The 25367-nt window shown below is 58.7% G+C and carries 20 protein-coding genes; 6 read left to right on the forward strand and 14 right to left on the reverse strand.

The genetic code is table 11. From position 1 onward, the window contains the following. Positions 1 to 11: 11 nt before the first annotated feature. Positions 12 to 503 carry a dihydrofolate reductase gene (locus tag ACYSMN_RS17435; protein ID WP_488925194.1) on the reverse strand — a complete coding sequence of 164 codons (492 nt, stop codon included), beginning with the start codon at positions 501 to 503 and terminating at the stop codon, positions 12 to 14. 269 nt (positions 504 to 772) lie between these two features. Further along, entirely contained in the window at positions 773 to 3595 is a 2823-nt protein-coding gene (locus ACYSMN_RS17440) for a PA14 domain-containing protein (protein ID WP_488925195.1), read from the reverse strand. A gap of 378 nt (positions 3596 to 3973) precedes the next feature. On the opposite strand from ACYSMN_RS17440, the gene ACYSMN_RS17445 reads away from it, so the two are divergent. Beyond that, positions 3974 to 4465, forward strand: a complete 492-nt coding sequence (locus ACYSMN_RS17445; RefSeq protein ID WP_488925196.1) for a MarR family winged helix-turn-helix transcriptional regulator — start codon at positions 3974 to 3976, stop codon at positions 4463 to 4465. 190 nt (positions 4466 to 4655) lie between these two features. Here ACYSMN_RS17445 and ACYSMN_RS17450 read toward each other — a convergent pair whose 3' ends face one another. The 5 genes from ACYSMN_RS17450 to ACYSMN_RS17470 form a co-directional block, all read right to left on the reverse strand. Further along, positions 4656 to 5507: an arginase family protein gene (locus ACYSMN_RS17450; protein ID WP_488925197.1), complete on the reverse strand. Its 852-nt coding sequence runs from the start codon at positions 5505 to 5507 to the stop codon at positions 4656 to 4658. Between the two features lie 241 nt (positions 5508 to 5748). Further along, a complete protein-coding gene (locus ACYSMN_RS17455; RefSeq protein ID WP_488925198.1) occupies positions 5749 to 8310 on the reverse strand; it encodes an FdhF/YdeP family oxidoreductase in 2562 nt (853 codons plus the stop codon). Between the two features lie 266 nt (positions 8311 to 8576). Then, the gene (locus ACYSMN_RS17460) at positions 8577 to 9725 is read right to left on the reverse strand and encodes an alpha/beta hydrolase-fold protein (protein WP_488925199.1); all 1149 of its coding nucleotides are present in this window, start codon (positions 9723 to 9725) and stop codon (positions 8577 to 8579) included. A 309-nt stretch (positions 9726 to 10034) separates the two neighbouring features. Then, positions 10035 to 11381 (reverse strand): sensor histidine kinase, encoded by a 1347-nt coding sequence (locus tag ACYSMN_RS17465; RefSeq protein WP_488925200.1) that lies wholly within the window; start codon positions 11379 to 11381, stop codon positions 10035 to 10037. Continuing rightward, complete coding sequence (locus ACYSMN_RS17470) at positions 11371 to 12753, reverse strand: sigma-54-dependent transcriptional regulator (protein ID WP_488925201.1); 1383 nt, start codon at positions 12751 to 12753, stop codon at positions 11371 to 11373. The genes ACYSMN_RS17465 and ACYSMN_RS17470 overlap by 11 nt, the downstream gene beginning before the upstream one ends. Positions 12754 to 13050: 297 nt before the next feature. Between ACYSMN_RS17470 and ACYSMN_RS17475 the strand changes: the two genes are divergently transcribed. The 4 genes from ACYSMN_RS17475 to ACYSMN_RS17490 all read left to right on the forward strand — a co-directional run bounded on the left by ACYSMN_RS17475 (position 13051) and on the right by ACYSMN_RS17490 (position 20164). Then, the gene (locus tag ACYSMN_RS17475; RefSeq protein ID WP_488925202.1) at positions 13051 to 14310 is read left to right on the forward strand and encodes an efflux RND transporter periplasmic adaptor subunit; all 1260 of its coding nucleotides are present in this window, start codon (positions 13051 to 13053) and stop codon (positions 14308 to 14310) included. 264 nt (positions 14311 to 14574) lie between these two features. Next, on the forward strand, positions 14575 to 15252 hold the full coding sequence (locus tag ACYSMN_RS17480) for an ABC transporter ATP-binding protein (protein WP_488925203.1): 678 nt from the start codon (positions 14575 to 14577) through the stop codon (positions 15250 to 15252). A 69-nt stretch (positions 15253 to 15321) separates the two neighbouring features. Beyond that, complete coding sequence (locus ACYSMN_RS17485; protein ID WP_488925204.1) at positions 15322 to 17679, forward strand: ABC transporter permease; 2358 nt, start codon at positions 15322 to 15324, stop codon at positions 17677 to 17679. A 64-nt stretch (positions 17680 to 17743) separates the two neighbouring features. Further along, positions 17744 to 20164: an ABC transporter permease gene (locus ACYSMN_RS17490; protein WP_488925205.1), complete on the forward strand. Its 2421-nt coding sequence runs from the start codon at positions 17744 to 17746 to the stop codon at positions 20162 to 20164. Between the two features lie 117 nt (positions 20165 to 20281). Here the strand turns inward: ACYSMN_RS17490 and ACYSMN_RS17495 are convergent, their stop codons facing one another. Next, positions 20282 to 20698 carry a GlcG/HbpS family heme-binding protein gene (locus ACYSMN_RS17495; RefSeq protein ID WP_488925206.1) on the reverse strand — a complete coding sequence of 139 codons (417 nt, stop codon included), beginning with the start codon at positions 20696 to 20698 and terminating at the stop codon, positions 20282 to 20284. A gap of 11 nt (positions 20699 to 20709) precedes the next feature. Further along, positions 20710 to 21375 (reverse strand): flavin reductase family protein, encoded by a 666-nt coding sequence (locus ACYSMN_RS17500; protein ID WP_488925207.1) that lies wholly within the window; start codon positions 21373 to 21375, stop codon positions 20710 to 20712. Positions 21376 to 21415: 40 nt separating this feature from the next. Between ACYSMN_RS17500 and ACYSMN_RS17505 the strand changes: the two genes are divergently transcribed. Continuing rightward, complete coding sequence (locus ACYSMN_RS17505) at positions 21416 to 21886, forward strand: MarR family winged helix-turn-helix transcriptional regulator (RefSeq protein ID WP_488925208.1); 471 nt, start codon at positions 21416 to 21418, stop codon at positions 21884 to 21886. A 42-nt stretch (positions 21887 to 21928) separates the two neighbouring features. On the opposite strand, the gene ACYSMN_RS17510 is transcribed toward ACYSMN_RS17505, so the two are convergent. The 5 genes from ACYSMN_RS17510 to ACYSMN_RS17530 all read right to left on the reverse strand — a co-directional run bounded on the left by ACYSMN_RS17510 (position 21929) and on the right by ACYSMN_RS17530 (position 25362). After that, on the reverse strand, positions 21929 to 22879 hold the full coding sequence (locus ACYSMN_RS17510) for a bifunctional helix-turn-helix transcriptional regulator/GNAT family N-acetyltransferase (protein ID WP_488925209.1): 951 nt from the start codon (positions 22877 to 22879) through the stop codon (positions 21929 to 21931). Positions 22880 to 23007: 128 nt separating this feature from the next. Then, complete coding sequence (locus ACYSMN_RS17515; RefSeq protein ID WP_488925210.1) at positions 23008 to 23787, reverse strand: LytR/AlgR family response regulator transcription factor; 780 nt, start codon at positions 23785 to 23787, stop codon at positions 23008 to 23010. Next, positions 23768 to 24871, reverse strand: a complete 1104-nt coding sequence (locus ACYSMN_RS17520; RefSeq protein ID WP_488925211.1) for a sensor histidine kinase — start codon at positions 24869 to 24871, stop codon at positions 23768 to 23770. The genes ACYSMN_RS17515 and ACYSMN_RS17520 overlap by 20 nt, the downstream gene beginning before the upstream one ends. 140 nt (positions 24872 to 25011) lie before the next feature. Further along, on the reverse strand, positions 25012 to 25224 hold the full coding sequence (locus ACYSMN_RS17525; protein ID WP_488925212.1) for a phosphopantetheine-binding protein: 213 nt from the start codon (positions 25222 to 25224) through the stop codon (positions 25012 to 25014). A 12-nt stretch (positions 25225 to 25236) separates the two neighbouring features. Further along, complete coding sequence (locus ACYSMN_RS17530; RefSeq protein WP_488925213.1) at positions 25237 to 25362, reverse strand: DUF5360 family protein; 126 nt, start codon at positions 25360 to 25362, stop codon at positions 25237 to 25239. Positions 25363 to 25367 lie beyond the last annotated feature (5 nt).

Consider the following 25367-nt stretch of genomic DNA (forward strand, 5'->3'; position numbering starts at 1 on the left):
CGTTCAAAGATTTATGGCCGCTCGTAGCGCAAAAAGGAAAAGGCGTACGCGTGTTCGGCGTCGGCGGGGTGGTCTTGCTGCGCCACGAGCTGCCACCGCGTGAAATCTACGGGCGGGAAGAAAGTGTCGCCTCCGAATACGCCGTGCACGCGAGTTAGATAAAGCGTATCGGCGTGGGCCAGGGCTTCAGCGTACACTTGGGCCCCGCCTAGCACGAATACTTCACCCTCCGCATCAGCCACTACCTGCAAGGCTGCCTCGAAACTGGCCACGCGCTGGTCGTGGGGGCGCAAGGGCAAGTCCGGCTGGCTGGAGATGACCACGCACTGGGTTTCGGGATAAGACGTGCGGAAAGCCGCGTAGCTTACCCGGCCCATGATGGCGGTGCGGCCCTGTACGGCCTGTTCCAGGAAGTGCTGGTCGGCGGGCAGGTGCCAGACCAGTTGGCCGTTTTTGCCCAGAACCTGGTTTTCGCTGACGGCAGCCATGATGGAGAGATGCATGGGGCAAGGGGATGAAAAGAAGAAAGCGGAGGCGTTGCAGAGGCGTGCAAATAAGTAACAATGCAATGCGAAAGTATGCTGATCCGAACTCAGAGACTATTAATACTACAACACTTCCGCCTTGCTTGCTCTGACGAGGTTCCCGCAGAGTTTCGCAGGGTTTTAGCAGCATAACTCTGCGGGAAAGATATATTAGCCTCCTCTGCATAAGTCCTATACCAAAAAGGCCCGGCAGAACAATCTGCCGGGCCTTTTTCAAGCGGAAATAGTTACTGCACTACTAGCTTTTGCACGGCTTGCTTACCCGAGGCGGTATGCGCCCGCACCGTGTAGATTCCGGCTGGCAACTGATTCACATCGAAGCTGCATTCCTGGCCCCGTACGCTGGCTTTGCGGGTTAGTACCACTTGGCCCGTGCTGTTGTACACGCTCACTTCAGTCAAGATTTCCTGAGCCCGAACGGTTACTTCTTTCTGCGCGGGGTTGGGGAACAGGGCGAGCGGGGCTGCCAGGCGGGACGTACTGGTCGAAGCCGAACCCGCCGAGCCGCGTTGGGCCGAGCCGCTCACCGGGATGAAGCGCCAGCGCTGGGCGGCGTTGCCGTAGCTCTGCCACAGGTGCACGTTGGCGGGCGAGCTGCTGGAACCCGCCACGTCGAGGCGCTGGCCGGGAGCGTGCTGCGGCTCCAGTTCAAAGTAGCCATTGCCCGCGTCGATGATGGTCCAGCGCTGGTTGGCCTGGTTGAGCCACTCCCACAAGTGCACGTTGGCGCCATTGGCCGCGCTGATGCCACTCACGTCCAGCACCTTGTTGGCATCCAGCGCCGAGGAGAGGCGGTAGCTGCCGTTGGCTTGGCGCTGCACCTGCCACTTTTGCGCGTTGTTGCCGTTTTCGTTCCACGTGCCCACGTTCGTCCCGTTCGCCGTATTGGCGCCCGACACATCCAACCGCAGACCCGGTGCGCACTGTGGTTCGAGCGTGTAAAGGCCATCGGCAACCGGGCCCAAGGGTGCGGGGTAAAGCTGCGTCTGCGGAACAATCTGGCGCGTTTGCTGCGGGCTGTCCCACTCCAATTTGATGTTAGCACCGCCCACATTCTCGAAGTATTCCACTTTGATGTCGTACTTCTGGCCGGCCGTCAGCGCGATGCTGCCGCTGTAGGTCACGTTCCAATCGTCCAGCCACTTGTCGATAATGAGCTGACCATTCACCCACAGCCGGCGGCCATTGTCGGAGTTGAGGTAGAACGTGTAGGTGCCGGAGTAGCGCGGCTGCACCTGGCCGGTCCACCGCACGGAGTAGGTGTCGGCGCCGATGCGCGAGTCCGGCGAGCCGTCACCCCAGTTGAAATCCACCGTCGCGTCGGTGCGCGTGAATTTGGAAGCCGTCAGGTCGATGTTGTCGAAGTACTCGCCTGCCAGGCCCGTGCCGGTGCCCACCGGAGCGGTGGCGTTGGGGGAGTATTCCACGGCGCCGGGGTCCACGCTGGCGGTGCCATTTTGGTCGCCGTCAGTGGAGCGGGTGTTGCCGAGCTGGTCGGTGGTCAGGCTTACGGCCACGCCCTGGTCGATGAGCGGGCTGCCGGCCAGCAGTTGGTGCACCAGCTGGTATTTGTTGCCGCCAGTGCCCACCTGTTGCAAGCTGGAAACCTTCAAATCGGCCGCGTAAGTTACGCCGGGAGTACTCTCAACGGCCCCGCCGCTATTCTGCACGAAGTTGCCGCCGCCGTTGGTTGCAGGGTAGTTGATGCTCTGCTCGCGCGTGCCGCCCCAGCTGGAGCGGTTGCCGGCGAACAAGCAGTTAGTCAGCGTCACGTTGCGGCCTCCTTCTTCACTGCCAATCCAAATGCCGCCCGTGTCGCGATCCGACTTGTTGTTGACGAACGACACGTTGGTAATTCGGGTCCGCACACTGGCGGGCGTGTTGAGAATGATTGCCCCGCCGATATCACCCGAGTTATCAGCGGCGGAAGCCTTATTGCCACTGAAGGTGGTGTTTTCGATGGTGATGCCCTCTGGGCCGCGGGTATCGGTCCATAGGCCGCCGCCCTGCGCCCGAGCCACGTTGCCCACGATGTTGCTGTTACGAATCACCAGCGAAGCCCGGTCGCGCACGTCCAGGCCGCCGCCCTTGGAGTCGTTGTACGGGCCACCACGCTCCACGGTATTGTTGGCGATGGTCGTGTTTTCGATGATGTACTTGTCGTTGGAGTAGCCCCACAGGAACAAGCCGCCGCCGTTGGCGCGGGTGCTGTTGCTGTCGACAACGCAGCCGCGAATCAGGGTCGTGCCACCGGTGGTGTTCTCGCGTTCGGTGCCGTCGCAGCCGTCCTGGAAGATGGCCCCGCCGGCCTCCGTGGAGCTGTTGCGGCGGAACAGCGAGTTCTCTACCCGCAGCCCGCCAAGCAGCACGTACACGGCCCCACCCACGATGCCTTTGTTGCGGGTGAAGGTGCAGTCGCGCACATCCAGGAAGGCGCTGTTGCCGATACCGTTGGAGAGAATGTCTGAGTTAGCCCCACCGCCGTAGGTGGAGATGGCGCCGGCGCTGAAGCCGTCGTTGGCCACCGAGCCGTCGTTGTTGTCGAAGACGCAGTTGGTCACTGTGGTCTTGGAAGAATAGCCAACGAACAAGGCCCCGCTGCGCTCCCCCACGTTGTTGTAGAAGCGGCAGCCGTCAAGCACAAGGTTGTTGGGGTCGAGCAGCTCGATAGCTCCGCCGCGCAGCTTCGTATTCGGGTCGCTGTCGACGGCGCGGCCGTTGGCGAAGGTCAGGTTCTTGATAGTGACGTTAACGAAGCTGTAATCGATGAACAGGATGCGCGTCTTGTTCTCACCGCTAAGCGTCAGATTTGGCGCCGCCTGTCCGTCGATGGTCACGCTCTTGTTCAAGGCCAGCTGCGAATTGAGCCGGATGGTTTGGTTGGCCAGCCCCGCCGCAAACACGATTTGGTCACCGTTGGCGGCGTTGGTCAGTGCCTCGCGCAAGGAGCCCGCGCCGGTGTCGTTGGCTGTGGATACAGTGCGAGTGGTCTGGGCATGCGTGTGCAGAGCACACAGCCAGCCTAACAGCAGCAAAGTAAATTTTTTCATAATTTTTTGTAATAAGTTGTTGATGCAGAATTAGCAAGGTGCTACCGACTCAGAAAAAGCCAAATAAAGGTTTTCTGTTTCCGGCGTTCAACTAATGCCAAGAAGTTGCACATAGGGCCCGGTAGATATGCCAGCGGTCCACCGATGAGGTTGTCGCCAACCCAAGCTGCTCCATATCCTAGCCTGAATAGTTGAGCCCTAGCGGGGCGATATACTGGTCGTAATCGTGCTTATACATTGCTCAAAAGCCCCGCCGGAGCGGCACAAACCGTCCAATGATTTGGTGCCGCCCCGGCGCCGCAGCGGGAGGCCGTGCAGCGCGAAGGACGCAACCCCTTAGAAAGTGATGAATCGGTTATCGGTAAATTTATCACGTTCATGTACCGCTACCTGCGCGTATACTGCCGCCTGGCTCTGCTCGACACGCCGCTGCTGTCGTATGACGACTTCACGTATCTGGCTACTACTTTCGGGCGCGGCCCGCTGAGCAAGACCGAGCTTATTATCCGCAATATTCACGAGAAGCCTACCGGCACCGAAATCATCAAGCGCCTGCTCAACGCCGGCCTTATTGAGGAGCAGCCCCACGCCACCGACAAGCGCAGCAAGGTGCTCACCATCACGGAGTACGGCCAAGGCGTTTTGTTCCAGCTTTTCGCCAACATGGCGCAGGTGGCTTCCATGGCGGCCGGTAATCTCAGCGTCGAGGAACACACCGAACTAGCCTATCTGCTTACCAAGCTGGATGCGCTTCACTTTCCCATTTTCACCGCGGCCCGGCCCGCCAGCCTTGAGGAAATGCGCCAGAAATACTTTCCGCATGTGGGGCCCTGGGCGCCGCCTACCGCCAGGCCGGAAGAAGCGCACTAACCCACTGAAGCAGTCGTGCGCATAGTAGCTGATGATGTTGAGTAGGCTTTATTTTGGCCGCCGCACTCGGCCGTGTCTGCCAGATTGAGGAAGATGCGCATTATCATAAGGGTACCGTCCGGAGGTAGCGAATAGCCAATAACTACTGTAGATTATGAGCAACACCGCAGCAACGGGGGCCTAAGCTGTTTCAGTTGACCGGCGCTTCAGGTGACTGGAAAAGCCATTGCTTGTACTCCTGCAAAATAGCCTGTATGGGTTGCAGATCTTCGGCTTTGGTCGCCGTCGTTTCCGTCAGTGACAGACCAACCACCTGGTACGTGCTGATGAGTCGACCAATAAGCTGGGCCACTTCTTCGGCTACCAAGCCCCCGGTAGTAGGGCATTGTAGCGCCGGGAAAGACTCGGGATTCAGTACGTCTAAGTCCAGATGCACGTAGAGGTTGGTGGCCTTGCGGCTGGCTATTTCGGCGGCCAACTCTTCCCACGCGAAAGGTGCATCCCGGAAAACGGGCAGTGCGTGTTCGGCAATGTAACGGTCCTCCGGCGCGTCAGTGTCGCGCAAGCCGAGAAAGATGACTTGCCGATGCGTTAGCGGTTGGTCGATGCGCAGGGAGGTGCCGGGAAACTCGCCATCCAGCAACAACCGCAGGGGCATGCCGTGAAAGTGGCCACTCGGCGAAGATTCCGGCGTGTTGAGGTCGGCATGGGCGTCGAGCCACAGCACCAGCAGATCCCCGGCGTAACGTTGGTTGAGGTAGTGAATGGGCGCGACTTCGGCTGCGCAGTCGCCAGCTAGCAGGAGCACCCGAGTTGGTTGGTGTTGATTCAAAACGGCCTTAGCGGTTTCCAACTGCGCCACCAAGGGCGAATAGCCGCTGATATTGTAGTGCGTAGTCAGCGGCTCATCCGACAGCGGGATAGTGACTGGTTGTGCAGCAAATGCCGCGCAAAGCGTCTCCGCGCCAATTTTCACGGCGTCGGTTGTGCCCGTGCCTTGCCATTGGGGAAAGCACAGCAAGAGAGGATGTTCGTTTGTCATCTGTTCGATAAAGGTCTGTCACTAATTACGCTGTATCCCAGCAGCAAACCACGAAGAATATGGCTGCTGCGTTGCTATTGCAACCAAGACTGCTCTCAGTGAGCGATGCTTCTTTTGAAGGTACTCAAACTTCTAAACCTGCCCGGCTATGCTTCGCCGGGCTTGGTAGCTACACGACGAAACGCAAAGCCCGGCCACACGCAAGTATGGCCGGGCTTTCATGCTAGCCAAAAACCAAGCTTTACGCTGGCACGGCTACCCGCTCCGGGGTGGCCGTCGAGGCACCAATTGGCACTTCTATCCGCTCCACGGTCACAATCACAAACTTCGAAGTAGGCGTGTTGCTCTTGTAAGCCACCGAGGCTATGGGCACCAGAACGTTGCCTTCGGGGAAGTACATGGCGCAGTTGCCCTTCGGGATGTCGTAAGGAATGGCAATGAACTTCTCGGCGTGGCGCTGCTGGCCCTCGAAGTGGCTGGTGATGTTGACGAGACCTTTCTCCCGGATGCCGCGGTCGGCCATGTCCTCGGGGTTGAGGAAGATGACGCGCCGCTCGCCGTGCACGCCGCGGTAGCGGTCGTTGTAGTCGTAGATGGTGGTGTTGAACTGGTCGTGGCTGCGCATGGTCATCATCACCAGCTGGCCGGGTTCGAGCACGTGCTTTTCCAGGGGCGTGCAGGTGAAATTGGCCTTGCCGTTTTCGGTGGTGAAGTTGCGCTCGCGCGGGCCGTTGGGCAGGTAGAAGCCGCCGGGGTGGCGCAGCTTGGTGTTGAAGTCCTCGAAGCCTGGAATGGTGCGCGCGATGTAGTTGCGGATTAGGTCGTAGTTTTCGGTGCAGCCCACCCAGTCCACGGTGCTGCGCTCGCCGAGAGTGGCAATGGCAATGCCGCACACAATAGCCACTTCGCTCAGCATCTGGTGGCCCGGCAGCGGCTCCAGCACGCCCTTCGACTGGCTCACGACGCCCATGGAATTCTCACAGCTCATAATCTGCTGCCCCGACTTCTGCATGTCGATGTCGATGCGGGTGTAGCAGGGCAGCAGCAGGGCCATTTCGCCATTCACGAGGTGGCCGCGGTTGAGCTTGGGCGTCACGTGCACCGAAAGCCGCAGCTTGCGCATGCCCTCGGCCACGAACTCCGTGTCGGAGCAAGCGGAGAGCATGTTGCCACCCAGCGCCATGAATACCTTCACTTTGCCATCGTAGAGGGCCTTCGCGGCTTCCACCGTGTCGTAGCCAAACTCCCGCGGCGGCTCGAAGCGAAATTCCTGGGCCAGCGAATCGAGGAAAATATCGGTGGGCCGCTCCCAGATGCCCATGGTCCGGTCGCCCTGCACGTTGGAGTGGCCGCGCACCGGGCACAGGCCCGCGCCCGGAATGCCCACGGCACCCTTCATAAAGTGCATGTTCACGATTTCCTGAATCGTGTACACGCCGTTTTTCTGCTGCGTCAGGCCCATGGCCCAGCAAGTGATAATCTTCTTGTGGCGCGCAATGAGGTTGGCGGCTTCCTGAATCTGGGCTTTGGTCAGGCCGCTGGTTTCCTCGATGTCGGCCCAGTCCGTGTTGTTCACGTTTTCGATCAGCTCCGAGTAGCCGGTGGTGTACTCGCGGATGAACTCCTGGTCGAGCACTTGGCCGGGGTTGAGAGCTTCGGCTTCGAGCAGGCACTTCATCAGCCCCCGCAGCACGAGCTGGTCGGAGTTGATGCGCACTTGCAGGTAAAGGTCCGTGATGGGGGTGCCATCACCGAGCAAGGTGCCCAAGGCCTTGAGCGGGTTCATGAAATCCTGCGGGTTCTTGAACGCCAGCAGGCCAGCTTCGTGCAGCGGATTGATACTGATGATTTTGGTCCCGTTCTTTTTGGCTTTCTGCAAAGCCGTGAGCATGCGCGGGTGGTTGGTGCCCGGGTTCTGGCCGATGATGAGGATGACTTCGGCCTCGTAGATGTCGTTGAGCGTGACCGAGCCTTTGCCTAGGCCAGTGGTGTTGCTCAGGGCCGCGCCGCTGCTTTCGTGGCACATGTTGGAGCAGTCGGGCAGGTTGTTGGTGCCGAACTGCCGCACGAAAAGCTGGTATAAGTAGGCCGGCTCGTTGGGCACCTTGCCCGAAGTATAGAAAATGGCCTCGTGCGGCGACTTCAGCGCGTTCAGCTCATCGGCCACCAACTGGAAAGCTTCGGCCCACTCTATAGGCGTGTAGTGCGTGGCGCCGGGCCGGAGCACCATCGGGTGGGTGAGGCGGCCGGCGTTGTTCAGGTCGCGGTCCGTCATGTGCGAGAGGTCCACGAGGCTGTGCTTGGCGAAGAACTCCGGCCCCACGGGGTCAGATTGCGAGTCGGAAGCGGTGGCTTTGGCGCCGTTCTCGCAGAACTCGGCCACGGAGCGGTGGTCGTCGGGGTCGGGCCAGGCGCAGCTAGAGCAGTCGAAGCCGTCCTTCTGGTTCATCTTGAGTAGGGCATGCGTACCACGCACGGGCCCGTCGTAGCCCACCGCAAATGCGCCCGACTTAAGCACGGCCGTTATGCCCGCCGCTACTTTGGCCGGTTTGGTAAGCTTGAGACCCGTAAACTCTTCCGGCGGCTGAGCCAGAATGGGGTGCTGGTGCTTGGCTCCGAGCGTGTCGGGCGCTTCCATCGGCCGCTCATCCAAGGACTTACGATCGGGCGAAGTGCTCCAGTTATCGCTAGTGGGGGCAGCGCCTTGGTCGGGCCGCTCGCCGCTTTTGGGTACGTTGTTGCTGGCGGTCTGCTGCTCGGTTTTGCCCGCTTGGCTCGGGTCGTAGGCTGGAGATTTGTCCATGAGGCAGAAGGGAAGTAGAAAGTAAAGCCGAGGGTGAAATCGCCCAATCAAGACTGCTGACAGGCCCACCAGGCTGGCTTACTTTATACTCCGGTCCACTAAGTCCGTTCTCAACAGTATGGCTTTTTTAGAGGTGGTAGCGCGAAAACCCGTTCCGCGCACGAGCCGGAGGCGGGTTCCTACGCGGTAGCGCAAGTGGCGTGGAGCCGGATACTCGCTCTACTCGTGTACGGAACTGATTTCCGCGCTATGGGCACCGTAATTCTTCACTTCTGCTGCAGCGCCTTAAGCTTGTCCTGCGTCTCCGGGTAGTTGTGCAGGGTCAGGGCGTTCGTGAATTCCCGGATAGCTTTCTTCTTGTTGCCCAGGGCACTGTAGTAGTCGCCCATCGCGTCGTAGACGTTGAAGCTCTTTGGATAATTGGCCTGATTCAGCTCGAAAAAGGTGTGGGCCGCGGCTAGTTGGCCAGCGTGCAGGTGGGCGTAGCCCAAACGGTTTACCAATATCTCCGGAGGAAGTACCGAGTAGCCCAGCTGCCGAGAAATCCGGCGGCAGCCCACGAGCAGCGAATCTCTCACGGCCTCGGGGCGGAGCTTGCTCACGGCTGGCTCTAGCAGGCTCACGTGGTCGACCGACAGAAAACGGTATGCACTGAAGGCGTGATGCAAGGCGTCGTAAGTGCCGGGCATGGGTAGGGTATTATGCCCCTCATCAGGGTAGTACTTGGCCGCCCAGTTCAGTCCATTGCCAGGATGTTGTTTCAGCAACTTGATGAACTCCGGCACGGCCAGCAGGGCGCGGTTCTCCGGCGAGTTACGTTTGCTGGCCGTCACCGTATCGGCCGTTGCTTTGAAAGCCATTGCCACCGGTACATATAAACTCTTTCCAGCAAACTTTTTCTGGCTCAAAATAGCGTCTGCTTCGCGCACCAGCTTTTCATTGTCCCACCACAAACTAGGGTCAATAGCCACATAGGCTTGAAACAGCTCGGGGTGATGGAGCAAGGTATTAACCACCAGCAAGCCGCCCAGCGACGTTCCTACCAGCATGCGGTACGGCGCCGTGGCGTAAGTGGAGTCGATGTGGGGAATAAGCTCCTGCTGCAAGAACCGGGTGAAATTCTCCCCGCCACCCGACGCAACGGCCGCCTGGCGGTCCATGTAAACGCCAGACTCAATGTGCGTAGGCGTCAGGTCCCGGATTCGGTTGGTATTGGGCAGGGCCACAATAATGGCTTCCGGCATTAGGCGCAAGGCGCTTAATCGGTCTACCATGGCGGCTACGGCCTGAAACTGCGTTTCGGCGTCGAGCAGGTAAATAACCGGGTAGCGTTGCGGACTGTAGAGGGCATCGCCAGCGCTTGGCGGTAGGTAGACGTAGTAAGGCCGCTCTTCCCCGAGAATGCGGGAGTACATCTTGCCTGTACTGCCGACTACCACACCCGCTGGCGCCTGGGCTGCACTAAACAAGGGCAACCCCCAAAAAAGGACCCCAAGGATTGTTAACAGTTTTACCATTACGCCGCGTGTTTGATGGAAAGAGCACGGGCCATTCCACCACGAATTCAAATTCAATAGCCAGGTTCTCGATAGTTGATGGTGGGAACTGAGCATTCGCCGGAAGGTTACTGGCCTGGGCCACTTATTTTATTCGTACCACCAGACCATCCACCGCCGAGCGAAGGCAAAGGAGCAGCTAATCAACGGAATGAAGCGCAGGATGCTTTATATCTCCACCCAAAAAACAGTGCCTGCTCCCACCACGGAGCGCACCCGGATGTTGCCCCGGTGCAAGTGGACGATTTGCTTGGCCAGGCTGAGGCCAATGCCTGAGCCGTTGGGGCGGGTGGTGAAAAAGGGAATGAAGATGCTGTCGAGCAGTTCGGGCGCGATGCCAGTACCGTTGTCCGCCACTTCCAGCACTACCCGTTCCTCTTCCCGCCGGGCCAGCAGCTGAATTTGGGGCTGGTCAGCGTCACGTACGGCGTAGGCGGCGTTGAGCACGAGGTTGATGAGTAACTGTTCCAGCAGGCGAGAATCGGCTTGCAGCACCAAATCAGTGGGTTGCACCGAGACTAACAGCTCAATGTTTTCGGTCTCCAGCTGCGCCTTCAGCAGCCCGCGAATGCTGCGAAACAACTCCTGCACGTACACCGTGGTCAGCAGTGGCGTCGTGATTTTGCTGATGTCGCGGTACACCTGCGCGAATTTGAGCAGGCCTTCGCTGCGGTGCTGAATGATGCTGATGCCTTCGGCCACATCGTCGAGCAGAGTTGGGTCGGGCTGCGATGCGGAAGGCTGGTCTATTTCCCGGCGTACGTGGCGGTGCAGCGTATCGGCCAGGGAGGCAATAGGAGCCACCGAGTTCATGATTTCGTGGGTCATCACGCGCAGCAGCTTCTGCCAAGCCTCGGTTTCGGTTTCTTCCAGAGCATGGCTCACGTTTTTGAAGGCAACGAGCGTGAACGATTGGCCCTGGAGCCGGAACGCCGTGGCCGAAAGCAGCAGCTGCATGGTTTTGCGGCCCACTGTGATTTTCACCACCGTAGGCGCACCGGGCCGCAGCTGCTGAATGGCCTCGTACAGCACCGCGTGGCGCTTGCGTAGCGCCTGAATATTCTTCAGATAAGGCAGCTCCAGCGTTTGCTTGAAAGCCTCGTTCAGCCATTCCACCTGGCCGTCGGCGTCGTAGGAGATGATGCCCGTGTCAATCAGCTCCAGCACGGTTTGCAGGTACTTGGAGTGAGCCTCTTTCTCGTTGCTCAGTTGCCGGAACGTAGCGTTGATTTGGTTGAAAGCCGCGTACAGAGGCTGCAGCGCCCGGTTCGGATTGGCTTCGTTGAAGTGCTGCGAAAAGTCGCGGTACTTCACGGCCAGCATGAAATTAGCCAACTCCTTGTTGCCGCGGGTTACGTAGCGGGCCAGTTCCAGGGCCAGCACTACCAAGCCTGCCACGGCCCCAACAAGCAGCCCGTACAACGACTGTTGCGCAGCGTACACTGCCGTGTAGAGCCCGGCAAACAGCCCCAGCAGCCGCCCGAAAATGCCGAACTCGAGCCGCTTAAAGGTCATGCTTTTCGAGGCGGCGGTAGAGGGCCGTGCGGGTGATGCCGAGTTCCTTGGCCGCCTTGGTGATGTTGCCGTTGTGGCGCTCAATGACGCGCAGAATTGTGGTTTTTTCTACTTCGTTGAGTTGCAGCGGGCCTTCCGGCAGCAGGGGCGGTTGGCTGGCAACGGCGGGCTGCTCCAGAGCCGAAAAGCTGAAATCCTGTGGTCGTAGCACGACGCTTTCAGCCAGAATAACGGCCCGTTCCACGGCGTGCTGCAACTCCCGCACGTTGCCGGGCCAGAGGTGCTGCTTGAGTTTCTGCAAAGTGGCTGGCTCGAAGTCCGGCGTGGGCTTGTGGTTGCGGGCGGCGTAGATACCGGCAAAGTGCCGGGCCAGCAGCAGCACATCGTCGCCCCGCGCCCGCAGCGGCGGCAGCGTGATTTCGACGGTGTTGAGGCGGTAGATGAGGTCCTTGCGAAACTGGTTGTGGGCCGCCAGCTCGTACAGCGGCGCGTTGGTGGCCGATAGCAGCCGAATGTCGACGGGCAAGGGTGCGTTGCTGCCGAGCGGAATCACTTGGCGGTTTTGCAGCACCGTGAGCAGCTTGGCTTGCTGGGCCAATCCAATATTGCCGATTTCGTCCAGGAATAGCGTCCCACCCGATGCGGCCTGGAAACGACCCACCCGGTCTTCCCGAGCGTCAGTGAAGGAGCCTTTTTTGTGGCCGAACAGCTCACTCTCGAAAATGCCTTCGCTCATGGCGGCCAGGTCGGCCGTGACGAAAGGCTTGGCGGCACGGAAGGACTTTTGGTGCAGAGCTTTGGCTACCAGTTCCTTGCCGGTGCCGTTTTCGCCCAGCAGCAGCACGTTGGCTTCGGTGGGCGCTATCTTCTCGATTTTGGTGAATACCTCCTGCATGGCCTCCGACTCGCCAAGCAAGTCGAAATCGGCGAAGGACGTGGGGCGTTTGAGCGCCAGCCGGGCCGCGCCGCCTTTGGCTTGCCGGGCGTTGTGTTGGAGGGCAGCGGCCAGGGTTTCCAGCAGTTTCTCGTTGTGCCAGGGCTTCACGATGAAGTCGGTGGCGCCGGCTTTGAGCGAGCGTACGGCGGTGCTGATTTCGCCGTGCGCGGTAATCATGATGACCGTGGCGGTAGGGTCTTTTTCGCGGATGCGGCTCAGCCAGTACAGCCCCTCGTTGCCGGTGCCGAGGGTGCTTTTGTAATTCATGTCCAGGAAAATGACGTCGAAACGCTGCTTGCTGAGCAGGGCCAGCAGGTTCTCCGGGTTCTTCTCGGTTACTACTTCCTGCACCTCGGTTTTGAGCAGCATGCGCACGGCAAACAACACGCCCGTGTCGTCGTCTACCACCAATACCCGCGCTTTATTGGAAATCATGAACTCTGCTGCTGTTAGACAATTTGCAAATACCCTCACTTCGAAATACGAAGTAAGAATATACGCCCCACAAACCGTACTAATTTCTAAAAACGAGGTTTTTGAGTCGTGCAGGCCGGTTGCTGCCGTCGGTGTATCCGTCCCTGTATCAGAACCGCACAACTATTGTATCAAAAGCGGACGGTTTATCGAGCGATTCTGTACACGTTTAGTGTAAGTGTCTGAACTATAGTAGATTATTGTTTTGGCATCGTTCTTATTGCCTTCCCGGCAGTTGCCTTCGACGACACATCAATCATGGATACTCCGATTCAAAAGAAAACCTGGACGTTGAGCAGAATACTGCTGCTAGCCGGCGTGGTGCTGGTGGTGGGGCTGCTGACGGCCAGCTTTCTGTCCACGGCCGGCCCGTCCAAGCTCAACGTCGACCCGGAGCGCATCACTATCAGCGAAGTGACCAAGGGACCATTCCAGGAATTTATTCCCGTGGATGGCGTGGTGATGCCGATTAAGACCATCTACCTCGACGCCCCGGAAGGCGGCACCGTGCAAAGCATTCTGGTGGAAGACGGGGCCACGCTAACGCCGGGCCAACCCATCATTCAGCTCACCAACACCGACTTGCAGCTGGAAATGGTGAACCGCGAGACGGCCGTGTTCGACCTCATGAACAACCTGCAAACCACCCGCAACCAACTCCAGCAGAACCGCATCCAACAGCTCAACCAACTCGCCGAAATCGACCACCAGCTCCGGGAAACCAAGCGCCTCTACGACCTCAATAAGACGCTCTATGGCGAGAAGGTGATTTCGCGGCAGGACTACGTGCAAAGCCAGAACAACTACCAGTACCAGCAGCGACGGCACCAGCTCACGCGGCAAACCCTGCGGCAAGATTCTATGGCTATGCAGCAGCAAGTCAACCAGATGCAGCAGTCGGTGGGGCGCATGCAAAGCAACCTGGCCCTGATGCGCAAGAAGATGGACGACCTCACCATCAAGGCGCCCACGGCGGGCCGCATTACCTCGCTCAACGCCGAAATTGGGGAATTGAAAACGCGCGGTCAGCGCATCGGTCAGCTCGACATGCTAAGCGGAGTGAAGGTGCGCGCCAACATCGACCAGTTTTACATTTCGCGCATTTTTCCGGGGCTGAAGGGCGAAATGACCCTCAACGGCAAGGGCTACGAGCTGAGCGTAAAGAAAATCTTCACGCAAGTAACGAGCGGCCTGCAAGTGGACCTCGAATTCACGCAAGGTACCCCGCCCGACATTCGCCGCGGCCAGACCGTGCAAGTGCGCCTCGCCCTGAGCGACCAAACCCAAGCCGTACGAGTACCGCGCGGCGGCTTCAACCAGAAAACCGGCGGCAACTGGATTTTCAAAGTCAGCGAAAACGGCAGCAAGGCCTACAAAATCGATATCCGCCTGGGCCGCCAGAACCCCGAGTACTACGAAGTGCTAGCTGGCCTCAAGCCCGGCGACAAAGTAGTGACCTCCAGCTACGAAGGCTACGAAAACATGGGCGAGCTGGTGCTGCAAGAGAAGCAGCAGTAGCCTCCCTAGCGAAGAACTCTTTGATGTAAACCGTGCACTCTATCTGGGGTCCGTTTGCCAAACATCTCCGCCGTGCGTGAGCAGATGCCTGGTGAGTGAATGACACAGTATCGAGCGGCCGGCAGGGGTGTGGAGCTTCGGCCCTCCTGCAAGTCGGCAAGCGGATGCCAGATAGAGCATCACGGCCTTTTCCTCTTCCCGGACCCGCTTTAGGCTTGGTCCGCAATCAACTTTCCTCTTCCAACCTGCAATAATCTTACTGCCATGCTCAAGCTCGCCAATCTCGAAAAAATCTACCGTACGGAAGATGTGCAGACCAAAGCCCTGAACAAAGTTTCCTTCGATGTAAACGATGGCGAGTTTGTGGCCATTATGGGGCCGTCGGGCTGCGGCAAGTCCACGCTACTCAACATCATTGGTCTGCTCGACGAGCCGGACGGCGGCAGCTTCCAGTTTGCGGGCACCGAAGTGGCGCAATCCACGGAGCGGCGGCGGGCAGAGCTGCGCAAAAAGCACATTGGTTTCGTGTTCCAGAGCTTCAACCTGATTGATGAGCTGACGGTGGCCGAGAACGTGGAATTGCCGCTGATTTACCTGGGCGTGGGCGCCGCGGAGCGCAAACAGAAAGTGGATCGGGTGCTGGAGAAGATGCAGATCATGCACCGCCGCAACCACTTTCCGCAGCAGCTTTCGGGCGGGCAGCAGCAGCGCGTGGCCATAGCCCGCGCCGTAGTGAACAGCCCAAGTCTGATCCTGGCCGACGAACCCACCGGCAACCTCGACTCCAGCAATGGCAACGAGGTGATGGAGCTGCTCACGGAGCTGAACGAAGCCGGCACCACCATCGTGATGGTAACCCACTCCGAGCACGACGCCCGCTACGCCCACCGCGTCATCCGGCTGCTCGACGGGGAAGTGGTGCTCGAAAACGTTCGTGTGTAAGGGCTCACTAGGCTTTGCTCCTGGCCATTCTTAGCTCAATCAGCTGCTCATTCTTATTCTGCTACTGGTATGTTTCAGCACTCCCTACTTCTGATTTACCGAAATTTCAGGCGGTTCAAAACGACCTTTCTCATCAACCTCGTTGGCTTGTCGGTGGGCTTGGCGGGGGCGCTCACTATTTACTTGTGGGTGCACGATGAATGGAGCTTCGACCGCTACCACGCGAATACCAGGCGGCTGTTTCAGGTGCTGGAGAACCAGCGCACTGCGGAGGGCGTCAACACCTCTGGCACGGCGCCGCTACTGGCCGAGGCGCTGGCCGAGGAAATGCCCGAAATCCAGTACGCGGCCGTGGCCACCCCACCTAATTTCTTTCCCGGGCTCACGCTGGTGGCAAAGGGAAAAACCGTGCGGGCCGAAGCAAAATTTGCCGGCAAAGACTTCTTCCACATCTTCTCCTACAACCTGCAACAGGGTGACGTCAGCCGGGTGCTGGCCAACAAAACCGCCGCTGTGCTCTCGCAGCAAATGGCCGTGGCGCTGTTCGGCACGGCGGCCAATGCCGTGGGCAAAACGCTAGAATGGCAACTGGCTGACCTCAAGCAAACCGTCATCGTAACGGGTGTGTTCGGCCCCATTCCGGCTAATTCTACCGACCAGTTTGACTGCGTGCTCAACTTCGATGCCTTCAAGGGCATCATGAAAATGGGCGAGTCGATTGACTGGGCCCAGGATGGGCCTTTCAACACCTTCGTGGTGCTGCACGAGGGCGCCGACGAAGCGCAATTTCAAACCAAGATTTCGGGTCTGCTTCAGCGCAAGCTGACCACGAACAAGGAACGGACCCTACTCGTGCAGCCCTACGCCGACAAGTACCTCCACGGCGAGTACAGCAACGGCGTGCCGTCGGGTGGTCGGATTGAGTATGTGAAGCTGTTTTCGGCCATTGCGGTGTTTATTCTGGTCATTGCCTGCATCAATTTCATGAACCTAGCCACGGCCAAGGCCTCGCGCCGGCTGAAGGAAATCGGAGTGAAGAAAACGCTGGGCGCCGGCCGCTTTTCGCTGGTTGCGCACTACCTGACCGAATCGGTGCTCATGAGTTTCATCGCGCTACTCATTGCGCTGGCTCTGGTTGAACTGCTGCTGCCGCAGTTCAATAGCATTACTGGCAAGCAACTCACCCTGACCTTCAGGCCGCATTTGGTGGTTTCGGCGCTCGGCATTACCCTACTGACGGGGCTGCTGGCGGGCAGCTACCCAGCTTTCTACCTCTCGGGACTACGGCCGGTGGAGGTGCTCAAGGGCCGGCTCACCGGTTCAGTTGCCGACTTGTGGACGCGTAAGGGCTTGGTCGTTTTCCAGTTCATGCTCTCTGTGCTGTTCACCGTCTGCGTCTTCGTCATCCAGCGGCAGCTAGCCTTCGTGCAAAGTAAGGACCTGGGCTACGACCGCACCGGCGTCGTCGCCTTCGAAGCGGGGAGCAAAGCGGCCCAACAGCCTGAGGCTTTTCTAGCCGAGCTAAAGCGGCTGCCGGGCATAGTGAACGCCTCCGGCATGTTGGGCTCGTTTATAGGCACGTACGACGGCGCGGGAATCCCGATGGAGTGGCAAGGCCGGAAGATTCCCGTCCACCACATGGGCGTGAGCTTCGACCTGCTCGAAACGCTGGGCATTGAGTTGAAAGACGGCCGCAGCTTTTCGCCGCAATTCCGCACCGACAGCGTTCAGATTATCGTGAACGAGGCCCTTGTAGCCAGCCTGGGTCTGGAAAACCCGGTGGGCCAGCTGCTCGGCAAATGGCGGGTTGTAGGCGTGGCGAAGAACTTTCACTTCCAGTCGTTGCACGAGAAAGTGAAGCCCCTCATTTTTCGGTTGGAGCCCAAGGCGACCACTACCATCCTTGTTCGGCTGGCCCCGAGCCGGGAGCAGGAAACCATAGCCCAGCTCCGGCAGCTCTACGCCGCGTTCAACCCGGGGCAGAAGCTGACCTACCACTTTCTCGACGAGGACTACCAGGCGCAGTACGCCGCCGAACAGCGCGTGAGCGTGCTAGCCAACTACTTCGCGGGCCTGGCCATTCTCATTTCCTGCTTGGGCTTGTTTGGCCTCACCGCCTTCACGGCCGAGAAAAGGCGCAAGGAAATCGGGATTCGGAAGGTGCTTGGGGCCAGCGAGCTAAGCATTGTCTGCCTGCTGTCCAGCGACTTAACCAAGCTCGTGGGCGTGGCCATTCTGCTGGCCTTGCCTCTCAGCTACCTGGTGGTGCAGCAGTGGCTGGAGGGCTTTGAGTATCGCATAGCCCTCGAATACTGGTATTTCCTGGGTGCCGGCGTGCTAGCCGTGTCGGTGGCGTGGCTCACCATCAGTACCCAAGCGCTGAAAGCCGCCCGGGTAAACCCCACCCTTTGCTTACGAGATGAGTAGCGGGTGGCCCGCTATTCATCTCACCCCGTCCGCCTGTCACAAGCAAACCCTGCTGGAACTGACCATGCTTAAAAACTACTTCCTCGTTGCCTACCGGAACCTCGTTCGGCACAAAGGCTTTTCCCTTATCAACATTGCCGGCCTGGCCCTCGGCCTAACGGCCTGCCTGCTCATTGGCCTCTTCGTGTACGATGAGCTGCAGTTCGACAAGTTCGTGCTCAACGGCGACCGGATTTACCGCCTGTACGCGGACCATATCAAGGGCGAAACCGCCGCGCCAGTGCCGCCCATGTACGCCACCGCGCTGAAGCAGGACTTCCCCGAAGTCGAGCAAACGATGCGGATTCTGATGCAGTCGGCCGTGAATTTGCTGGAAGTGGGCGAGAAGAAAATCTACGTCGACAACAGCGTCATCGCCGACTCCACCTTTTTCAGGATTTTCGAGTTGCCTTTCAAATACGGCTCGGCCGACCACGCTCTGGACGCGCCCATGTCCATTGTGCTGGCCGAAGAAGTGGCCACCAATTTTTTCGGCAACCAGAATCCGGTGGGCAAGGAGATTAAGGTGGATAAATCCACCTTCCTGGTAAAGGGCGTGCTGCGCAACGGCTTGTCGAAGTTCCACCTCAAAATCAACTACATCCTACCAATGTCGGCGGCGGGAATTCCGAAGGAGCGCATGAAAAAATGGGGCTGGCACCAGTTTTTTACCTACGTGAAACTACGCTCCGGCACCGACGCCAACCAAGTCCAGGCCAAGCTGCAGAGCTACATTAAGCAGCAGGTGAACCCGATTTTGCCGCCGGACGATCAGGTTAAGGAAGTGACGTTTTTGCAGCCCTTGCGCCAGATTCACCTGTACTCGGCCAACTTCAAATTCGATTCGTCAGTGAAGGGCAATATCACCTACGTGAAGGCCCTGAGCGTCATTGCCGTATTTATCCTGCTGATTGCGGGCTTCAACTTTGTGAACCTGGCCACGGCCAAGTCAATGCAGCGGGCCAAGGAAGTGGGCATCCGCAAAACCATTGGCGCCAGCCAACAGCAGCTCATGCTACAGTTTCTGAGCGAGACGGTGCTGCTCACGCTGGTGAGCGTGGTGCTGGCGGCGATGCTTACGGCCCTGCTGCTACCCTCGCTGAACGCGTTTACGGGCAAGACCATGACGTTTGACTTGCTCAGCAATCCCGCGCTGCTGGGCCTGCTGGCCGTGCTGACCGTGGTGGTGGGCCTGCTGGCGGGCTTCTACCCGGCGCTGGTGCTCTCTAGCTTCCAGCCGGTGAAAGTGCTGAAAAGCGCCGTGGTGACTGATGGCGTGTTTGGCCGGGTGCAGTGGCTGCGCCACGGGCTGATTGTGGTGCAGTTCGCCTTGTCGGTGTTTCTGATCATCTGCGCCTTTGTGGTGTTCCGGCAGGTGTCTTATCTACACAACAAGGAGCTCGGCTTCAACCGCGACCAAATCATGTTCTTCCCCATGCGCGGCGAGACCATGAATAAGCAGTACGAGGCCTTCAAAAACGAGCTGCAGCAGGTGCCCGGCGTGGTGTCGGCCAGCATCGGCTACGGCTTCCCCGGCGACCAGGTAGCCGGCGATGGCATCATCGTGCCCACCAACGGCGAGCAGAAGAACTACAGCGTCACGCAGCTCATGGTAGACTATGACTACATCAAAACGCTGGGCTTGCAGCTAGTGACGGGCCGCGACTTTTCCAAAGATCAGAGCACCGACAAAGACCAGGCTTTCATCATCAACGAAACGGCAGTGAAGGAACTGGGCTTCGGCACGCCGCAGCAAGCCTTAGGAAAAACGATGCACTGGCAAGTGTGGAGCGACAAAAATCCCGACTCCTTGAAAGTGGGCAAGGTCATCGGCGTAGTGAAGGACTTTCACTACAAGAGCCTGTACGACAAGCTGGAGCCTGCCGTACTCCAAATATTCCCCGACGCCTACTGGAAAGTCGCCGTGAAGCTCAAGGCCGACAACATTGGCAGTTCCGTGGATGGCGTGAAGCAAGTATGGACCAAGTTCAGCCCCGAAAGCCCCATCGAATACAAGTTCCTGGACGACAACTTCGACCAGATGTACAAGGCTGAGGACAAGCTGCAAACCCTGCTCTTCACGTTCACGGGCATTGCCATTTTCGTCGGCTGCCTGGGCTTGTTCGGGCTGGCTACTTACGCTGCTGAGCGCCGCAAAAAGGAAATCGGCATTCGGAAAGTGCTGGGCGCCAACGTGGCAACCATCGTGGGGCTACTGTCCAAAGAATTCCTGGTGCTGGTGGTCGTGGCGGCCGTTATTGCCTTCCCGGCGGCTTGGCTGGCCATGCACCGCTGGCTGCAAGACTTCGCCTACCGCATCGACATTCCGCTGTGGGCCTTCGTGGTAGCCGCCGCGCTGGCCGCCGCCGTGGCTTTCCTAACGGTGAGCTACCAAGCCATCAAAGCCGCCACAGCCAACCCCATCAAGAACCTGCGCACAGACTGATGCTAAGCAGCTTCTTAAGCTAAGCCCAGGCCACTCAAGCTCGCGGCGCATTTGCTTGCTGCCGTGAAGAAAGCAGGAAGCAAGGAACAGCCGCGGTAAAGCACCCGAAGCGGTGTTTTACCGCGGCTGACTTTCTTGCCAGGCTTGCAAACTAGCCGTTGCGCTGGCGCCAATGGCTTGGTCCTGCTCAAAGTTGCCGCCTGCTACACCCAAGCCGCCTACCACCATCTGCTGCCACAGAATCGGAAAGCCGCCGGGCAGCCCGGAAATGTCGCGGTTGCTGCTGAAGGAAGCTTGCAGGGCGGGAAACTGCTGCCCGAGTTGGCCTACCACGTGGCTGGGCATGCGCAGCTGCGAGGCCGTTACGGCTTTCTGCCGGCTGCTTTCGAGGGCGAAGTAGCTGCATCCATCCTGGCGCAACACGGCCCGCACGTGCCCGCCGGTGTCTACTATGGTTAGCGTGACGAACAAGCCTTGGCGTTGAGCTTCCTTGCGAGCGGCCAGCAGCAGATGGTCGATGAGTTCTTGGTCCATGATAAGAGAGGTTAGCGAGTGCCAGGGAAGAATTTTTCGTCTTCGATAAGAAAGGTGTCGGTGGTGCGGGCGTAGCGCGAGCCGGCCATCCGCCCAATGGCGTGGAGCTTGGTGAAGTCGATGCGGAAATTATCGTCAACGAGAGCGTCATCGAGATGCAGATAAACTACCTCCCCGATAACCAGGCGGGAGCGGCCCACCTCCACCACCTGTAGCGTCCGGCACTCAAAAGCAATGGACGCTTCCCGGATGCGCGGTGGTCGTACTGAATGGCTTGGGATGGGAGTGAGGCCGGTGAGGTCAAATTCGGAGTCGGCCGCGGCTAACGGCATGGCCGACTGGGCCACGGCCGCGGCGTACGATTCCGTGGCAACATGCACCACGAATTCGCCGGTCCCGCCCTGCGCCGGTAGTTGGGCATTGCGTAGCGTATCCTTGGGCGCGCCGCCCGGCTTGGTCCCCGCCACCGCAAACGACAGCGCCATGGACGCGTGGCCCACGATGTTGAAGTAGGAAAAAGGCGCCACATTCGGCACGCCTTCCACCGAGAGAGTGGAAATCATGGCAATGGGCCGCGGAATGACAGCTCCGGTTAGCAGCCTGTAGCGCGCTTCTACGGGCAGCGCATCGGGTGAGAGGTGCATGCAACAGGCGTTGAGGAGTGCAATAGTAAGCATAGCTGACTAAATAGTAACTAGTGCTGACTAAATTTGGCGTATGGCTACTCATCCCGAGCTTATCGAGCACATTCAGCAGAAAAACCTAGCCGGCCAGATTCATCGCTTATCCCGGCTGCTGAGCGCCTTGAGCGAGCACCGCTGGGCCACCGACGGTTTCCCGGACGTGCGAAGCGCCCACGTGCAGCTGCTGCGCCACCTCGATGCGGACGGAACCCGCCCAAGCGTGCTGGCCCAGCGGGCGCAACTCACCAAGCAAACTATGAGCCGCATGGTGCGGGAGGTGGCCGCTGCCGGCTACGTATCGCTGCACACCGACGCGGCCGACAGCCGGGCCCAGCAGGTCCTCCTCACCGCGCGCGGCCACGCCTTTCTGCGCTACCTCGCCACCACGCTCACCGACCTGGAACAAGCCTTCAGCAGAGTGCTAGGCACCGAGCGGCTGACCGAATTTCAGACCACGCTGCACGAACTGCTCGCGTTTGCAGAACTACGCCAGCAGCAGCTATAACGCTAGTGCGCGCCGCTTAACCGAAGTTACCTATGGGGCTATTCAGCTAAGCATAAGCTCCATCTGAATGTTGCTCCGTTCGTAGGGAGAGGGTGGGCCGGCCACAGTTTTGCGGAAGCCCAGCTTGTGGTAAAGATTGAGGGCCGTTTTCAGCTTGGTGTTGCTTTCCAGATACAGCCGTTTAGCGCCGAGTGCTTTCGCCTTGGCAATAGCGGCTTCTCCCAAACGCTTTCCAATACCGAGACCCTGGGTCTTGCCCGTCACGGCCATTTTCGCCAGCTCGTACGTGTCGGCCTCCATCTTGATGAGGGCGCACGTGCCCACTATTTGTCCCTGGTAGGCGGCGAGTAGGATGTGGCCTCCGCGAGCAATGATGTACTCGTCGGGGTGGTCGAGGGCTTTGAGGTCGGTTTCTTCCAGGTAGAAATGCAACTCAATCCATTCCACGTTGAGGCGCTTGAAATCGGGCTGGTGCTGGGGCGTGTAATCCAAAATCTGCACCTCGGCCGCAATACGCTGGTCCCGAATAACTTTCACGCGGCTCGCCAAGCTACCGCGCGACAGGGCGTATTCCATTTCTTCGATGGCCAGCCACAGATTGTGTCGGGTTTCGGCCAACAGCTCCTCCGTGGCTTGGCGCACGTCGGCGGTTTGTGGTGGTAGTGCGGGCCATAGCTCAAGGCCTTTTTCAGTGAGGGTCACGATGCTGCGGCGCGAGTCGGTTTCGCCGCGTTGGATGCTTACTAGCTCGTGTTTGGTTAGCTCCTTAAGGACCTGGCTGACAGCGGCGTGCGTGTGTCCAATACGTTCGGCAATTTCCCCGACATTCTGCCCCGGCTGAGTGGCAACCGTATAAAACACGGGAAACCAGCGTGGTTCAAACGCAACGTGGTAGAGAGCATATACCTCTGCTGCTTGTGCTGTCATTTGCTCGCTGAGGCGGCGTAGCCGGCTGCCGAGCACCACGGAACCCATTTCTTCGAAAAAGCTCATTGGTAGTAGTGAATTAAGTGCTTGTGTAAGTACTTACGAATATAGACTGTTTTAGCATTTTCCTCTCTTTCGGTGACTGACTTTATCAAATAAAGTGCGAACCAGCCCACAACGGGAGCGGAGCAGCCTTATTCCAGCCAGCGCTTCAGCACCGGGGCTCGCTCACGACTCACTAGTACCTCATCGGGCGCAGTGGGGCGCAGTTCTAGCTTGAGCTTGCCGCCGAGGTAGGTGTAAATTTTATCCACCGACGACACGGGCACCAGGTACTGGCGGTTGACGCGGAAGAAAGCGGCCGGGTCGAGGAGCTTTTCCAATTGGTCGAGCTTGTAGTCGACTACAAAGCGACGGCCGTCGCGGCGTACGAGGTACACTACTTCGTGAGTGGTGAAGAAGTAAGCCACTTCGGCTACGGGCACGGGCAGCAGCTGCTCGCCGGTGCTCACGAGAAAGCGCTGCCGGAAGCGCGGCGGGTTGAGCGGCAGGGCATCAAGCAACTGCTGCATCTGCACAAGCTGCGCGTCGCTCAGAGCTTGCTGCCGGGCCGACGACTGTTGCTGCCAAAACTCGTACTTGCTCAGGGCCCGGCTCAGGTGGGTTGCGTTGATGGGCTTGAGCAAATAGTCGACGCTGTGCAGAGAAAATGCTTGCAGGGCGTATTCGTCGTAGCTGGTCGTGAAGATGATGGGACTGCGCACGGCTACAGCATCGAAAATCTCGAAGCTCAGGCCATCGGCAAGCTGAATATCAGCGAAAATAAGGTCGGGGGCAGGGTTTTGAGCGAACCATTCCACGGCTTCTTCTACGCTAGCCAGTCGCGTTTGCACCTGCACATTAGGGTGCTGAGCCAGTAGTTGGGTGAGGCGCTGGGCCGCCGGGGCTTCGTCCTCAATGATGACGCAGTTCATGGGCAGTCAGCAGCGGAAGTTTGACTTCGAAACGGGCGGCGCCGTGTTGTACCAGCACATCGAGGCCGGCGAGCAGCTGAAACTGTTCCTGCAAGTTGCGCAGGCCTAGTTTTTCTCCTTTGGCGAGCTTGGTTTTAGGCTGCACGTTGTTGATGACGCGCACGTAACCAGCTTCTTCGCGCAGCTCGATATGCAGCGGGTGGCGGGTGCTGGCGGCGTTGTGTTTGATGGCGTTTTCAACCAGCATCTGAATGGACAGCGGCGGCACATGGCGCTGCAATACGGCGGGCGGCAAGTGGTAGCTGACGCGCACCGCACCTTCGTGGCGAATCTTATTGAGGTACACGTACGACTCCACGAAGGCCATTTCCTCGGCTACCGTCACCGTTGGCTGATCTTTGCGGGAAAGTACGTAGCGGTACACGCTGGCCATTTCGTCGATGAATTCCTGGGCCGGCGCATTGTCGCCGACGAGGGCGGCCAGCGTGTTGAGGCCGTTGAAGAGGAAATGCGGATCGACTTGTTGCTTGAGGGCGGCCAACTGACTTACAGCCCGCTCTTTTTCCAGCCAGGCGGCCCGCAGGTAGTAGCGTTTCCACTCGGCAAAAAAGTACGCGCTTTCATAAATGGCCATCACGACCATCGTGGCGGTGAGGGAGCAAACCAAGCAACTGCTATACACCTGCCCGAAAGTGCGTTCCGACCATAGTTCGCTCTTGATAGTTGCAAATAACACGTTCACTGCCAGCGTGTAGACCAAGCTAAAAAGCACCTGGCTAATCACCCGCGTAGCCGTCGATTCAAAATCGGGGTAGCGGCGACGCAGGGCGAAGAATATCAGGCGGTTGCCTTCCCAGCAGCAAGTGGTGCAGAACAGACTAAAAGCAAACTCCTGCCAAATACTCTCTCCGCGCAACAGCGGAATGACCATCGCCACCAGCAAAATGCCACCCACGCGCACTTGTGGTTCGCTCAGTTCCCAACGCGCGAAACGGAGCAGGGCTCGTGGCGCGATACGGCAAGCTTCGGGAGCCGTAAAGACGGGCACTTCGGCGTCAGGCAGGAGAGGGGCAGTGGCTTCCATAGTTAGTCAAGATAAGTAGGCAGTGAGTAGTTGGCAGCAGGACACTAATATGTTGCTCTACAAGAATTTGCTCTTTGTTCAACAACCTGTTGCTTATGACCTACTACTCAGAGCAACAAGTTAATGTGTTGGGGTCGAAATCAGGCTGCCTGGGCGGGCACGGTGCGCAGGCTTTCGATTTGCGCATCGGAAATAGCTACCTGAAAACGCTGCTCCAAGTCCACTGCCAACTCCAGCAATTCGCGCGGCTCCAGGCCCGAATCTTCGATGAGCCGGGCCTGAAGGCGGAGCGGAGCCAAAAGGTACTTTTTGTGCAGCAGGCGTTCCACTTGCCACTGAAGAAGTATATCCATTGTAAAAGAAAACTAGAGATGAAAAATCAGCTGTCGGCCGTGGGAATACAGCACGTAAAACCCACTAGCTGACACCAGCCGATCGAGCGGCAAAAAAGGCCAGTTCCAGGCTGCCAAAGCAGAATGGTCCTCGATCAAGTAAG

It is taken from the genome of Hymenobacter sp. M1-2 (assembly GCF_057808495.1).